The organism is Secundilactobacillus oryzae JCM 18671 (assembly GCF_000740055.1).
GTDB lineage: Bacteria > Bacillota > Bacilli > Lactobacillales > Lactobacillaceae > Secundilactobacillus > Secundilactobacillus oryzae.
The window spans coordinates 71,573-85,596 of sequence record NZ_BBJM01000002.1 but is presented as its reverse complement, the minus strand read 5'-3'; the positions used below and the strand labels follow the sequence as shown (position 1 = coordinate 85,596).

The window sequence follows — 14,024 nt, the reverse complement described above, 5'->3', positions numbered from 1 at the left end:
GTTCCTCCTAATTTTTACTTGTGATAATATTTTTATTTTCATGAATGATGCCAACTGCAAGAGCACCAAACAACATGACAACACCACCGACAAAAATCATGCCGGGCATTGATTTACCAATAAGTGGGAAAATAAAGAAACTGCAAAGTGATGCAATAATTTGTGGGAGACAGATTGCACAATTAAAGAGTCCCAGATAGGCACCTTCATTTTGACCATTTAATTCTTCAGTGAAGATTGAAAATGGCTGAGTTTGCATTGCCAAGTACGCGATACCAATCATACTAAATGGAATTATAAGTAGGAATTGTGAATGGACGAAGAAGACACCGATGAAACCCAGGCCTCCAATTGCTAATCCGAGACGATACCAAAATTTCCGGTGAGTCGAACTTGTACGGGATTGAACCAGGAAGCCCCAAATCACAGCAGCTAATGATTCAACACAGGTCATAATACCAAACCAGTTTCCTGCATCTTGGTAGCCAGCTGAAGCGGGATTAGAAGTATTCCAAACGTTCGCTGCAATGGTACCTGTGCCATATGTCCATAGGTATTGAATGGCGAACCATGCAAATAGTTGGACTAACGCAATTTCCCAGAAGGAACGGGGAGCATTTAATAGTAGTTTCCAGAGACTCTCAGACTTTTGCTTAGGCTCTTTATCAAGGTGATGGTAGTCTGCGTAGGTTTCAGGATCATACTCGTGAACGGAAGCAATTGTATATATGGCAGTTCCCAATAGGAGAGCAGCCCCGATATAAAATGCTAGCTTCACAGATAGTGGCACTGTTCCTTTTGGTGCAACATTCGCAATTCCGATACTTGTTAACAAAAATGGAAGTAAAGTTGCAAGTACGCCACCTAGGTTTGCGAATGACTGTTGCCATGACCACGCAAGGTCTTTTTGGTCTTCATTGACCATATCGCCTATTACCATCTTAAATGGTTGCATGCAGACGTTGGATGATAAATCCATGAAAAGGATAGCAACGGCACCGAAAAGGAGTGCTGCAAATGATGCATAACCAAATCCAAAAGATCCTGCATTAGGGAGCAAAACCATAACTAGAGCGGCAATTGGTGCGCCGAGAATAAGGTACGGCATTCGGCGACCAAAATGATTCCAGGTTCTGTCGGAGTATTTACCGATTAGAGGCTGGACCACCATTCCAGCGAGGGGTGGCAAGATGAAGAAGAAGCCTAATTTTGTTGGGTCGGCACCAATTGTTTGAAAGATTCGGCCCATTTGAGATGATTGAAGCGAAAAAGCCATATTGACACCGAAATAACCGAATGTCATTGCGAAAAGAGTCAGCCATGGTAGCTTTGGCAGTGAATCCTTAGAAGCTTCCATAAAAAAATCCTCCTATCAAATAAATTTAAAATAAAAGTCTTAAAACTTGTTTACAAGATGAGTATATGACAAAAAGAAAACGTTTGCAATGGCTATATATAAGCAACACAAACGTTTGATGTTTTGTGAAAGCTGTATTAGTGATAATATCAGGATGTTCAGGAAACTTTGCTATAATAAATAAAGAAAGGGGAGGTTAGCTATTATGACGGTGACAATCAAGGACATCGCTCAAGCTGCAGGTGTTTCCATTACAACTGTCTCCAGGGTTTTATCAAATAAAGATTCGTTTTATTCTGAAAAGACGGCTCGAAAGGTCAAGAAGACAGCGGAAAAACTGGGTTACCAAAAAAACACTGCTGCAGCTGAGCTTGCCACCCAAAAGAGTAAAGCAATTGGTGTTGTGATTAATTCAACTCAAACAAATTTTTCCAATAGCATCATTGAGGGGATTCAACAAGAAGCTAATCAGCGAGATTTGAGCGCGATTATTGTATTTGCAGGAGTTGGGGATGCCCAAATGCAACGGCGAGCCATTCAAACTGTGATTGAACGTTCAGTAATGGGAATCTTGTTACTTTCCGTTGATATTTCCGCAGATGATTTAACGCTTCTGAAACAAGCTCAGATTCCCTATATTTCCTTATCACAAGCATTTACCGATGATCAGATTTCCTATATATCCTCGGACGATTTTGACATTGGGTACCAAGCAACCAAGTATTTGATAAATAAAGGACACCGTAAAATTGGATTAGCGGGAATTGATATTCAAAAAAATGCAATGACCGGACGTAATCGACAATCGGGTTACGAAAAGGCGCTCATGGAAGCGGGAATTGAATCAAGTAATAAGTGGATTCAATATGGTGACTACAGTTATAATTCTGGGGTTATGGCGATGAAAAATTATGGAAAGTCACCTGAAATCACCGCAGTCGTAGCTGCTAGTGATATGGTTGGTATCGGTATTTTGAATCAAGCACATGACTATGGTGTTGATGTGCCGAAAGACCTATCTATCATTAGTATTGACGGTACCGATTTATGTAAAATCGTTCAGCCACAATTAACAAGTGTTACCCAGGCTTTCTTTGAGATGGGGATTGAAGGGGTTCGGGCACTCACAAATGAAAAAACAACCGAGTTTACGAATATCAAAATTGAAGAACGAGATAGTGTAAAAACGGTTTAAAGGCAGTACATAAGCTTTATTTCTGGGGCTTTAATTAGGTTCGGGCAACAATTGATATGATTATATTGACTGGACTCGATGATAAATATTTTGAAACTAAAAAACTGAAGTATCTTAGTTAATTAAACTAAGATACTTCAGTTTTTTAGTTAAATATTCTAATTCAACAATGGATCATTCACAATCAAACGACTCAGCAATGAGCGCATTTCTAAGCGGCGCTTCTTTGGTGGAATGAACATTCCAGCTTGCTCAGAGTCGAAGCCAGTCATTAATTTATCGTCATCAATTAAGATGGGGCTCTTTAAGATGCCTTGATTTTCCTTGATGAGTTTCACTAGTCCATTAAATGATAGTTTGCTTAAGGCAACGTTCAGTTGCTTCATTACTTTGGAACGCTTAGAAACAATCTGATCGGTTCCCTCAGTGGAGAGATGCATGATGTGCGTAATCTCTTCCTCATCTAAAGGCTTGAAATTAATGTTGCGGACTTCATATTCGATTTCTTGTTCGTCAAGCCACTTGATGGCTTTGCGTTTGGAAGGGGTATTCGCATTGTAATAGAACTTCAGCATATCGCATCGCTCCGTTTCTGAAAATCTCGATTTCTTGGAATTAAGGTAAATTGTAGCGCTATCTGCTGAAAAAGGAAATTATTTTGTCAATTTTTTAAAAGGTCTTAAAAAGCCAGGATCGCAGTCCTGGCTTCATTAATAACTTAACTATTTAGCTCAATCGTGCGCCAGAAATCAACCTCTTCCACCTAATCTAGGTTGCTGACCAGAGGCTACCCAATTTCTGTCACAACTTTATTCGTTATCGTAAGCTTCTTGGAATAAAGCAACGAGTTCTTCCTTAGTTCCCTTACGAGGGTTTGAGAAGGCGTTACCGTCCTTCAAAGCATTTTCAGCCATCAATTCGAAGTCTTCTGGCTTGGCACCAATTGCCTTGATACTGCGTGGAATACCCACGTCATCACAAAGTCGACGCATTGCCTTAATTGAAAGGTCGGCAGCTTCACGAGTTGAAAGGCCATCAGTGTTTTCACCCATAATCTCTGCCAATTCAGCAAAGCGTTCTGGGCAGGCAATGATATTGTACTTTTCAACGATTGGTAACAACATGGCACAGCAAACACCGTGAGGGGCATCGTATTGGCCACCTAATTGGTGAGCCATGGCATGAACGTAACCAAGATCGGCATTGTTGAAGGCCATTCCACCGAGCATTTCGGCTTCAACCATCTTAGTCCGAGCTTCGATGTTGTGACCATTAGCAACGGCTTCGCGAAGGCTTTCTTCAACTAAGCGAATTGCTTGGATACATTGACCATCAGTGATTTCGTTACGGTTGGTTGAAACGTATGGTTCAATGGCTTGAACGAAAGTATCCATCCCGGTTGCAGCAGTTAAAGATGCAGGAACATCTAGTTCAAGCATTGGGTCATTAAATGAAACAAGTGGGATGTTACGCCATGAAACAACGACGAATTTCAGCTTGGTTTCTTCATTAGTAATGACACAGTGACGAGTTAACTCGGAAGCCGTTCCGGCAGTTGTGTTAACGGCCATCAAAGGTGGGAGGGCGTTATCAAGGGTTTCGATTCCAGCTAGCTTAGTGATATCGTCACCGTTAGTCAAAATAATCCCGGTTCCTTTACCACAGTCATGGGCAGAGCCACCACCAACAGTGATGATACTGTCACAGTTTTCATCGAGGTAAACTTGCTTAGCAGCTTTGATGTTACGAATCTTTGGGTTAGGCTCAACACCGTCGAAGATTGCGTAGTCAACGCCAGCAGCTTTCAAAGAGTCAAGGGTCTGGGCAACAGGTCCGTTATCCATACCTTCCAAAACTTTATCCGTCACAATCAATGGTTTGTTCATGTTCAGCATCTTTGCGCGGTCACCAATTTTTTTGATGACACCAGCGCCAAAGAAATTGACACTTGGCATGAGAAAATCAAAATTTTCTTTCATCAGAGAAACCCCCTTGTAATTGTTTACTATTTCACTATAGTCTGCCGTTTTTGGCTTGTAAACCCTTTCATAAAAATTTTAAAATTCCTTTTCGGAAAATTAGCATTTTCAAAATGATATCGAACAAATGGTATAAGATTGACCAGTTAAGTATTATCCAAAGCTTGATAGTTTACGATATTAATGGTTATATCAGGTCATTTGATTTCTGCGATAAATTCCGAAACCGTATGAAAACGTGGTAAAATTCAAGGTGGACTAACATATAGATACGAGGAAATCGCGATGATAACGATTAAAGATATCGCCAATCGGGCGGGCGTTTCAGTTTCGACAGCCTCCCGGGCGCTTAATAACAATCCGCGGATCAGTTTGGAGACCCGTGAACGAATTAAACAAATTGCAGATGACTTAGGCTACTTACCGAATTTTACGGCTAAGAATTTGACCCGGGGTGAAGCCAACGTGGTCGGGGTGATTTTTCCGACGGTAGAAAGTGCGGCACCCGAAAATCCGTTTTACATTGATATGTTGCGGGGGATTAACCAAGAATTAGTCAAACGGCACTACGTCTTGTCAATTGCGATTGGCTCCGTCATCAAAGCGGTACTCGATAACGTCAAAGCAATGGTGCAACAGGCGAAGGTCAAACGATTCATCGTGTTGTATACCGATGGGGATGACCCCGTTGTCGACTATTTACGCGATAATCAACTTGATTTTGTGGTGATTGGGACACCGGTTGGTCATCCGGAAGATCGATACGTCGATAACGATAACTTATTGGCAGGGCAGGACGCGACGAATTCCCTATTGCAGCAGTCGGGAATTCGGCGACCGTTGTTCGTAGAGTCGGAGTACGAATGGCAATACGAGGCCAACCGACGTCATGGTTATGAACAAGCGATGGCACAAAGTGATCTGGAACCGCTAGTTTTCAAGCTTCCTAAGAGTGGGGCACAAACGGCGGTAGAGGTTTTCTTGAGTCAGCATGCCGATATCGATGCAGTCATTGCGACGGATGATATTCAGTTGCTACGCTTCACCAGAATTTGGCGAAAGGTGCGAGACGCGGATCGTCTCCCGATGATTTGTTTTAACCGAAGTCCGTTAATCAATGATTTATTGGAACAAAACGTTCAAACGGTCGACGTTTTACCGGAATTATTGGGTAGTAACGCCGCGGATTTGCTGTTTACGGATAAAGACGTTCAGAAGTTAACTGTTGATTATAAAATCTAGCCAAATACTGAGTGACTGGCCGTCAGGGTCGAGTCGCTCTTTTTCATATGGTATGATGGTGCCAAATAAAGTGGGCGGGCTCAAGATGACCAGCATTATGATAGTGGAAGATGACGCGAAGATTGTTTCTGAAATTCAGCATTTTTTGGAACGCTGGCAATATGAGGGATTTGCGCCCACTGATTTTCAAGAGGTACTCGCTAATTGTACTGAAAATCAACCGGATCTGGTCCTAATCGATATTTCCCTGCCTTATTTTAACGGCTTTTACTGGTGTCAGGAAATTCGTAAGGTTTCGCAGGTGCCGATTATTTTTATTTCTTCTGCGGACGAAAATATGAATCAAATTATGGCGATGAACATGGGGGCAGACGATTTTGTCGCTAAAACGTTTGATTTGAGTGTTTTGGTTGCCAAAATTCAAGCCCTACTGCGCCGGAGCTATGATTTTGGTCAAACTGTCGTTAAGTATCAGCTTGGGACGTACGAATTTTTACCAACGGAAAACGTGATTAAGCGGATGGACGAGGAAGAAAGTCTTACCCTTTCACCTAATGAATCCAGAATTTTATTAGCTCTGATGCAGCGTCACGGCACCGTTGTCCCGAAAGAAACGATTATTGAAGCGCTCTGGCAAAGCGACAGTTTTATCGATAACAATACCTTAGCGGTGAATCTTACCAGGCTACGAGCCAAACTGGCTGGTTTCGGTATCACCGACCTCATTCAAACCGTTAAGGGAAAGGGTTACCTGATTGAGGAGGCGGTGAAGTAATGGGATAACTGATTCGCGGCTATTTAGGTCGCCAACGAAAACTCTATCTTCTATTTATCATCATGCTAACACTCATTTTACTGACCTTTTTTCTGTATGATTTAGATCTTTTCATCTACTGGGATGCGCTTATGTTTGCCGGATTCATTTTAGTGGCTGATTTTTTTCTCTGCTTTCCTGGTTATCTCAAACGCCAGCGACAACTCGAGTTTGTGAAGCGGGCGAGTTTTAGTGGAGAAACCCATTTGAATTTGCCGAAACCGGCCAATCAAACGGAACAAGACTACCAAACACTCATTCAGACGCTATTAGCGCAAAACTATCAGCAAAACGAGCAATTTGTCGCGTTGCGAACAGATCTTTTAAACGACTTCGGTCTCTGGTTACATCAAATTAAAACCCCATTGGCCGCTATGGATTTGGCCACGCAAACGGGCACCGAGATTGACCCGGTCGAGATTAAAGCAGAGCTCATTCAGGTCAACGATTACCTGGGCGTTATGCTGAATTACCTTAAGCAGAATTTTGATCATGAGGATTTACGCTTTACTGAAGTTCAGGTTAAGCCAATTCTTAAACGGGTGATGCAAGCGCACGCTTAAGATAACGGATACCGGGATTGGCATTCGCAAGGACGATTTACCGCGAATCATGGAGAAGGGGTTTACCGGCTACAATGGGCGTGAATGCCAACGGGCAAGTGGCTTAGGCCTTTACTTGTCTAACTTAATCGCCAAGAAAATTGGTGTCGACATGAGCCTCACTTCCGAGATTCGGGTGGGCACCACGGTAACACTTATTTTTTCGGATCAATTAGAAATTCAAAAATAAGCCAACCTTACAATTCTGTAAGGCTGGCTCTTGTTTTGTAAGTAGGCATTTAGGGAGCAGGACCTTATGATGAATTCAAGATATCAGTTTGAGGAGGAAACAGCATGAACATGTTAGAAGTGAAACACCTTAAAAAAATCTACCAAAGTCGCCGAAGCAGCCTATCAATCGAAGCGTTATCGGATATTGAACTAGAAGTGCAACCGGGTGAATATGTCGCCATCATGGGAGAATCAGGGTCTGGGAAGAGTACCCTACTCAATATTCTAGCCACACTGGACCAACCGACATCGGGGACGGTCAAAATTAATGGTGAAGACCTCGGTAACGTAACCGAGAAAAACACTGCGGCCTTTCGTCGTGAACACTTAGGATTTGTTTTCCAGGATTTTAACTTGTTGGACACATTCTCAGTGAAGGACAATATTTTATTACCGCTGGTTTTATCGCAGGAAAAGGTTAGTGAGATGATGGTGAAAGTGACGGCTGTTGCAACGCCATTGGGAATTAGCGATTTATTGGAAAAATATCCGTATGAATTATCCGGTGGTCAGCAACAACGAGTTGCCGTTGCCCGAGCAATCATTACTAAACCAGACTTACTGTTGGCGGATGAACCAACGGGAGCGCTTGACTCAAAGACGACAGGCCAGTTGCTGGATGTTTTTGATCAGATTAACCAGCAAGCCCAAACGATTTTGATGGTGACGCACAGTTCGGTTACTGCCAGCCATGCTAAACGGGTGCTGTTTATTAAGGATGGTGTTGTTTGCCATCAGCTTTATAAGGGCGACAAGACAAATCAAGAATTTCTGGAAACCATCAACCAAACCATGACGGTCTTGCTGGCGAAGGAGGGATAGGCGTGTTTTTACTGAAACTAGCTGCGCAAAACTTGCGTAAAAATAATCGCACCTACCTGCCTTTCTACTTTTCGATGATTTTTCTGGTGGCACTTAACACCGTTACCCAACTGGTGGTACGGAACCCGGGAATGAAGAAGCTGTATGGCGCGGATGAGGCGATCATCATTTTTAATTTAGGCGCGATCATCGTCATCATTTTTTCCATCATTTTTTCAATTTACACGAATAGTTTTCTATTAAAGCAGCGAACGAAGGAATTTGGTCTCTACAACGTCTTGGGTTTGGGAAAACGGGAGCTTTACCGAATGGTAGCCTTCGAAAATCTATTGACGTTTGCCCTGACCATGTTGGGTGGATTGCTGACTGGCTTAGTATTTGCCAAACTCAGCTTTTTGATTTTGCGCAAAATTATTGGCGCTACAGCGACCTTTACCTTTTCTATTTCTGGTTTGGGACTTTTAATCGTTATTGCCATCTTTGTGGCCATCAGCTTGGTCCAGTTTTTATTGAATGCTTGGCAAATTCATCGCATGAATCCGGTCAATTTACTGCATAGCAATCGCTCCGGTGAGCGTGTGCCTAAATCGCACTGGCTGATGACGATTGTGGCATTTGTCAGTCTAGGCGTTGGTTACTACTGGGCGGTGACGATTAATAACCCGGTTGAAGCCATTATATTGTTTTTCTTTGCTATTCTATTGGTCATTTTGGGTACCTATGCGCTCTTTATGGCCGGTAGCGTGACGTTACTCAAATTCTTGAAGAAACGACCAAACTACTATTACAAAGCGAATCACTTTATTTCGGTTTCAAACATGATTTACCGCATGAAACAAAATGCCGCTGGACTGGCATCAATCGCCATTTTATCGACGATGGTTCTGGTGACCCTGGCGATAACCATTAGTTTGTACGTGGGCCAACAGGATATGCTCCGTGACCGCTACCCATACGATGTGACGATTTCGGCCGCAGTGGACGATAAGGCGACCACTAAAGCGATTGAGCAGGTTCGTGAAAAGTATGATATTGAGGTGACCAATCAACAGAATTTGGTTTCAACGACCGATTTACCACTCATTCATGAAGGCAATCGATTAGTCTCAGTTAATCGTACCAAATCCCGCCGTCCGGTCATGTTAAGACTGATGACGGCCGCTGAGTATGAGCGGGTGACGGGTCGCTTTGCCAAACTAAATCCGCACCAAGTGATAACGTATGAATTAGCAGGCAAATACGACGACCAAGTTTTAACGATTGGTAAGCAACGCTTTGATATCAAGCAACAGATTCACTCTTTACCGCATTTCAAACAGGCGTTAACGCCCGTTGACACCTTGATTGTGGTGATGCCGAATACAACGGTTTTGAATCAAGTCTTGGCACAAAACTTTGGGCGGAAACAGGATGCCTATTACCGCCAGATGGTGAAAACAACGGTATTTAATGTGGCGACGAAGGATCCGAAAGTGCGAACAGCATTTAATGAAGACTTGAAGCAAGCCGTTTCCAAGCAGACAAACGGCGGTCTTGCCCGCCTAGATATCAAGGATGACTACAAGAAATCTAGTAGCGTACTCATTGGGGGCTTCTTATTTCTAGGGCTAATCTTTGGCTTGGCTTTCATTTTAGCCACAGCACTGATTATCTACTACAAACAAATCTCAGAAGGGTTAGACGACAAGATTCGTTTCAATATTTTGCAGAAGGTGGGGATGGACCACGACTTCGTTAAACGGGTCATTCACAGTCAGATTCTGATTGTCTTCTTCTTTCCAATTGCGGTGGCAGCAGTGCATTTGACGTTTGCCTTTCCGTTTATCAAAAGTTTGTTGCTACTGTTTGGTTTGTCCAATACGGCTTTAATTATTGGAACAACGGTGGCTTCTGCGGTTGGATTTATGATCATTTACTTTATTGTTTATCAACTCACGGCCAAGGTTTACTATCGCTTGGTAGAACGCTAAACTGAATAAACGAGTACACAAAGATCCGGGCCAACCCCCGGATTTTTGTTTGCATTAATTTTGTGCAATCGCTTGCACAAATGAATCATTTAGTTTATAATCAAAAATGTAAAGCGCTTACAGTAATCGAATCAAGATAAAATATAGGGAGTGACAGGTCATGGAAAGCACAACAACTGATTTAGGCAACACGGCGACAAAGCCAAAGACAAAGCCAATGCCCAAGTTATCCGTTGCAACAATTTGGATGATTAGTTTCGGGTTCTTCGGTGTTCAAATAGCGTTCTCGTTACAAAGTTCTAGCATGGGTCGGATTTTTCAAACGCTGGGTGCAGATCCAACGAAGTTAGGTTTCTTCTTTATTTTGCCACCATTAGCAGGTTTAGTGGTGCAACCATTAATCGGCTATTATTCAGATAAAACTTGGATGCCTAAAATTGGTCGTCGGTTACCTTATCTCTTGGGTGGCTCGTTAGTTGCCGTTATCGTCATGATTCTTTTACCTAATTCAGGTAGTTTCGGTTTCGGTTATGGCTCACTTGCCGCATTATGGTTCGGTGCCATTACCATCCTATTCATGGATTTATCTTCTAACGTGGCTATGCAACCCTTCAAGATGATGGTTGGGGACATGGTGAACGATGAACAAAAAGGTTTCGCTTACTCAATCCAAAGTTTCTTATCAAACAGTGGTTCAGTACTTGCAGCTATTTTCCCATTCTTATTAACCGCTATCGGTGTTGCCAACGTTGCACCAAAAGGCGTAGTTCCTGATTCAGTGGTTTACTCATTTTACGTGGGTGCCGTTTTGTTAGTTATCTGTAGTGCCTTCACCATTCTGAGAGTTAAAGAATACACACCAGCAGAGTACAATGCTTACCATGGCATTACTGAAGAAGAGGCTAACGAAAAAGTTGGTCTTGGTACGTTACTCAAGCGTGCACCAAAAGCCTTCTGGACACTGACGCTTGTTCAATTCTTCTGCTGGATGGCCTTCCAATACCTCTGGACATACGGTGCTGGTGCAGTTGCCAAGAACGTTTGGAACGCAGTTGATCCAACATCAGCTGGCTACCAAGCAGGTGCTAACTGGTTTGGCGTTCTATCCGCTATTTATGCTTTAGCCGCTGTGGTTTGGTCACTTGTTTTAGCAAAGGTACCAAACGACAAGCACAAGCCAATGTACGCTACTAGTTTGATTCTTGGGGCTATCGGTTTTGGCTCAGTCTTTGTGGTTCACAGTCAATGGGTTCTCGTTTTATCATTCATCTTAATCGGGATTTCATGGGCTGCCATGATGATGTTCCCATTCACCATCTTAACGAATGCCCTTTCTGGTGCCAACATGGGTTCATACCTTGGTCTATTCAACGGAAGCATTTGTTTACCACAAATTGTGGCTTCAGTATTGAGTTTCGCTATTTTCCCATTAATGGGCTCATCAATGCCAGCCATGATTCTCTTATCAGGAATTTTAATGTTCGTCGGTGCCTTATCAGTTTCAACAGTTAAAGAAGTCTTTGCCTAAAACAACCTTAAAGGAGTCTGAATAATGAAACGAATATTTGATGTCTCACCGTGGCACGTTACGACCACGACCTTAAATCCAGACGATAAACGATTACAAGAATCAATGACCAGTCTTGGAAACGGAAACCTCGGTATGCGGGGCTTCTTCGAAGAAGACTACAGTGGCGACTCACTTCCCGGTATCTACATTGGTGGCGTCTGGTTCCCAGACAAGACCCGTGTCGGTTGGTGGAAGAATGGCTATCCTAAGTATTTTGGGAAGGTCATCAACGCAGTCAACTTCATTAAAGTCCACATTAAAATTAACGGCGAAACTGTTGACCTTGCTAAAGACAAGGTGAGCGATTTCCACTTAGATTTAGACATGCAACAGGCTGTCCTTGAACGGTCTTTCACCGTTGAAAAGGGTGGCGCCAAAGTGAATATTGCTTTTGAACGTTATATCAGTGCGGCAACCAAGGAATTAGTTGTCCAAGGAATGATCTTCAAAAACGTTGGAACGACGGATGCCAAAATTGAATTCAGTTCTGCTGTCGATGCCGATGTCAAAAATGAAGACGCTAACTATGATGAAAAATTCTGGGATGTTTTGAAAGTTGATCATACTGATACTTCCGCTGAAATCATTGCAGAAACGAAGCCAAATGATTTCGGCACGCCACAATTTACAGTTGGTGCTTTATCCACTGTTGTGACGGACTTCCAGCCCACTACTGCCGAACAAACGATAACTGCTGCAACTAACAATTTTGTCGGTTCACTAGCAGCTGGTCAACAAGCCGTCATTCAAAAACGGACGCTGGTTGTGACCTCGCGTGATTTTTCAAAGCAAGCTGATCTTGAAGCTCGCTTAGCGGAATTAGAAAAAGAGTTGGCTACCAAAACATACAGCGATTTGTTCAATGAGCATAAAGCTGTCTGGGCCAAGCGTTGGGATATTTCTGACGTCAAAATTGTTGGGGATGAAGATGCCCAACAAGGGATTCGTTTTAACTTATTCCAACTCTTCTCAACTTACTATGGCGAAGATTCACGCTTGAATATCGGGCCTAAGGGCTTCACTGGTGAAAAATACGGTGGTGCCACTTACTGGGATACAGAAGCTTTTGCATTCCCAGTTTACCTTGGCGTAACCGATCCAGGTGTTGCCAAACAATTACTGAAGTATCGTTACCAACAACTTGACGGTGCTTTCCATAATGCACGGGAGCAAGGCCTCAAGGGTGCCCTGTATCCAATGGTTACGTTCGATGGAATTGAATCTCACAATGAGTGGGAAATCACTTTTGAAGAAATTCACCGAAATGGTGACATCGCCTATGCGATTTACAACTACACCAACTACACTGGTGACAAGTCTTACGTTCAAAACGAAGGGGCCGAAGTGCTTACTCAGATTTCACGATTCTGGGCAGACCGGGTTCACTTCTCAAAACGTAACGGTAAGTATATGATGCACGGTGTCACAGGCCCTGACGAGTACGAAAACAACGTCGACAACAACTGGTATACCAACTTGCTGGCCAAATGGACGTTGCAGTACACGCTCGAAATTTTGCCTGACGCCAATGCTGATGTTTTAAAGAAGCTGAACGTCACTGATGAGGAAAAAGCTAAATGGCAAGATATCGTTGATCGTTTCTACTTGCCAGAAGACAAGGAATTAGGTATCTTTGTCCAACACGATGGTTTCTTGGATAAAGACATCGAACCAGTTAGCTCATTACCAAAGGAAGAATTACCATTGAACCAACACTGGTCATGGGATAAAATTCTGCGTTCGCCATACATCAAACAGGCGGATGTTCTCCAAGGAATTTGGGACTTTATCGATGACTTTACACCAGAACAAAAGAAGGCCAACTTTGACTTCTATGAACCACTAACCGTTCACGAATCAAGCTTGTCTGCCTCAATTCACGCTATTCTTGCAGCTGACCTTCACTACGAGGATAAAGCGGTCGAATTAAACGAGCGGACATCACGACTTGATTTGGACAACTACAACAACGATACGGATGACGGCCTTCACATCACTGCGATGACCGGTGGCTGGTTAGCCATTGTTCACGGCTTTGCTGGTATGCGCGTTCGTGACGGCGAGTTACACTATGCACCATTCTTGCCTAAGAAGTGGACGTCATACGAATTCCGTCAATTGTTCCGTGGTCGCCTCATTGAAATTACGGTTGATCAAACTGGAACAAAGTTGAACCTGCTTGAGGGGGACCCAATTACGGTCGATCTCGATGGAACCAAAGTCGAACTCAAATAAATGCACT

General features: G+C 43.1%; 12 protein-coding genes. 9 read left to right on the top strand and 3 right to left on the bottom strand.

The features are described from left to right. Window positions 1-7: 7 nt before the first annotated feature. Entirely contained in the window at window positions 8-1,357 is a 1,350-nt protein-coding gene (locus tag LOSG293_RS01230; protein ID WP_034526054.1) for an SLC45 family MFS transporter, read from the bottom strand. 205 nt (window positions 1,358-1,562) lie between these two features. Here LOSG293_RS01230 and LOSG293_RS01225 point away from each other — a divergent pair, with 205 nt between their 5' ends. Continuing rightward, on the top strand, window positions 1,563-2,552 hold the full coding sequence (locus LOSG293_RS01225; protein ID WP_034526052.1) for a LacI family DNA-binding transcriptional regulator: 990 nt from the start codon (window positions 1,563-1,565) through the stop codon (window positions 2,550-2,552). 158 nt (window positions 2,553-2,710) lie between these two features. On the opposite strand, the gene LOSG293_RS01220 is transcribed toward LOSG293_RS01225, so the two are convergent. Next, a complete protein-coding gene (locus LOSG293_RS01220) occupies window positions 2,711-3,127 on the bottom strand; it encodes a Spx/MgsR family RNA polymerase-binding regulatory protein (protein WP_034526050.1) in 417 nt (138 codons plus the stop codon). A gap of 234 nt (window positions 3,128-3,361) precedes the next feature. Further along, a complete protein-coding gene (locus LOSG293_RS01215; RefSeq protein ID WP_034526048.1) occupies window positions 3,362-4,531 on the bottom strand; it encodes an iron-containing alcohol dehydrogenase in 1,170 nt (389 codons plus the stop codon). 285 nt (window positions 4,532-4,816) lie between these two features. Between LOSG293_RS01215 and LOSG293_RS01210 the strand changes: the two genes are divergently transcribed. The 8 genes from LOSG293_RS01210 to LOSG293_RS01175 all read left to right on the top strand — a co-directional run bounded on the left by LOSG293_RS01210 (window position 4,817) and on the right by LOSG293_RS01175 (window position 14,017). Next, complete coding sequence (locus LOSG293_RS01210; protein ID WP_034526045.1) at window positions 4,817-5,773, top strand: LacI family DNA-binding transcriptional regulator; 957 nt, start codon at window positions 4,817-4,819, stop codon at window positions 5,771-5,773. Window positions 5,774-5,858: 85 nt separating this feature from the next. Next, complete coding sequence (locus LOSG293_RS01205; protein WP_034526042.1) at window positions 5,859-6,548, top strand: response regulator transcription factor; 690 nt, start codon at window positions 5,859-5,861, stop codon at window positions 6,546-6,548. A 62-nt stretch (window positions 6,549-6,610) separates the two neighbouring features. Beyond that, window positions 6,611-7,150, top strand: coding sequence for a hypothetical protein (locus tag LOSG293_RS01200; RefSeq protein ID WP_054645623.1), 540 nt, complete (start codon window positions 6,611-6,613; stop codon window positions 7,148-7,150). A gap of 49 nt (window positions 7,151-7,199) precedes the next feature. Beyond that, window positions 7,200-7,379 carry an ATP-binding protein gene (locus LOSG293_RS01195; protein ID WP_034526038.1) on the top strand — a complete coding sequence of 60 codons (180 nt, stop codon included), beginning with the start codon at window positions 7,200-7,202 and terminating at the stop codon, window positions 7,377-7,379. A 104-nt stretch (window positions 7,380-7,483) separates the two neighbouring features. Further along, a complete protein-coding gene (locus LOSG293_RS01190; RefSeq protein ID WP_034526036.1) occupies window positions 7,484-8,242 on the top strand; it encodes an ABC transporter ATP-binding protein in 759 nt (252 codons plus the stop codon). Between the two features lie 2 nt (window positions 8,243-8,244). Continuing rightward, on the top strand, window positions 8,245-10,212 hold the full coding sequence (locus tag LOSG293_RS01185) for an FtsX-like permease family protein (protein WP_034526035.1): 1,968 nt from the start codon (window positions 8,245-8,247) through the stop codon (window positions 10,210-10,212). A 217-nt stretch (window positions 10,213-10,429) separates the two neighbouring features. Next, window positions 10,430-11,740, top strand: a complete 1,311-nt coding sequence (locus LOSG293_RS01180; RefSeq protein WP_034526090.1) for an SLC45 family MFS transporter — start codon at window positions 10,430-10,432, stop codon at window positions 11,738-11,740. Window positions 11,741-11,764: 24 nt separating this feature from the next. Then, entirely contained in the window at window positions 11,765-14,017 is a 2,253-nt protein-coding gene (locus LOSG293_RS01175) for a glycoside hydrolase family 65 protein (protein ID WP_034526033.1), read from the top strand. Window positions 14,018-14,024 lie beyond the last annotated feature (7 nt).

Excerpts from the sequence above, each read along its gene's own strand:
- LOSG293_RS01230 (WP_034526054.1), bottom strand. The coding sequence starts at position 1,357 with ATGGAAGCTTCTAAGGATTCACTGCCAAAGCTACCATGGCTGACTCTT.
- LOSG293_RS01225 (WP_034526052.1), top strand. The coding sequence starts at position 1,563 with ATGACGGTGACAATCAAGGACATCGCTCAAGCTGCAGGTGTTTCCATT.
- LOSG293_RS01220 (WP_034526050.1), bottom strand. The coding sequence starts at position 3,127 with ATGCTGAAGTTCTATTACAATGCGAATACCCCTTCCAAACGCAAAGCC.
- LOSG293_RS01215 (WP_034526048.1), bottom strand. The coding sequence starts at position 4,531 with ATGAAAGAAAATTTTGATTTTCTCATGCCAAGTGTCAATTTCTTTGGC.
- LOSG293_RS01210 (WP_034526045.1), top strand. The coding sequence starts at position 4,817 with ATGATAACGATTAAAGATATCGCCAATCGGGCGGGCGTTTCAGTTTCG.
- LOSG293_RS01205 (WP_034526042.1), top strand. The coding sequence starts at position 5,859 with ATGACCAGCATTATGATAGTGGAAGATGACGCGAAGATTGTTTCTGAA.
- LOSG293_RS01200 (WP_054645623.1), top strand. The coding sequence starts at position 6,611 with ATGCTAACACTCATTTTACTGACCTTTTTTCTGTATGATTTAGATCTT.
- LOSG293_RS01195 (WP_034526038.1), top strand. The coding sequence starts at position 7,200 with ATGGAGAAGGGGTTTACCGGCTACAATGGGCGTGAATGCCAACGGGCA.
- LOSG293_RS01190 (WP_034526036.1), top strand. The coding sequence starts at position 7,484 with ATGAACATGTTAGAAGTGAAACACCTTAAAAAAATCTACCAAAGTCGC.
- LOSG293_RS01180 (WP_034526090.1), top strand. The coding sequence starts at position 10,430 with ATGCCCAAGTTATCCGTTGCAACAATTTGGATGATTAGTTTCGGGTTC.
- LOSG293_RS01175 (WP_034526033.1), top strand. The coding sequence starts at position 11,765 with ATGAAACGAATATTTGATGTCTCACCGTGGCACGTTACGACCACGACC.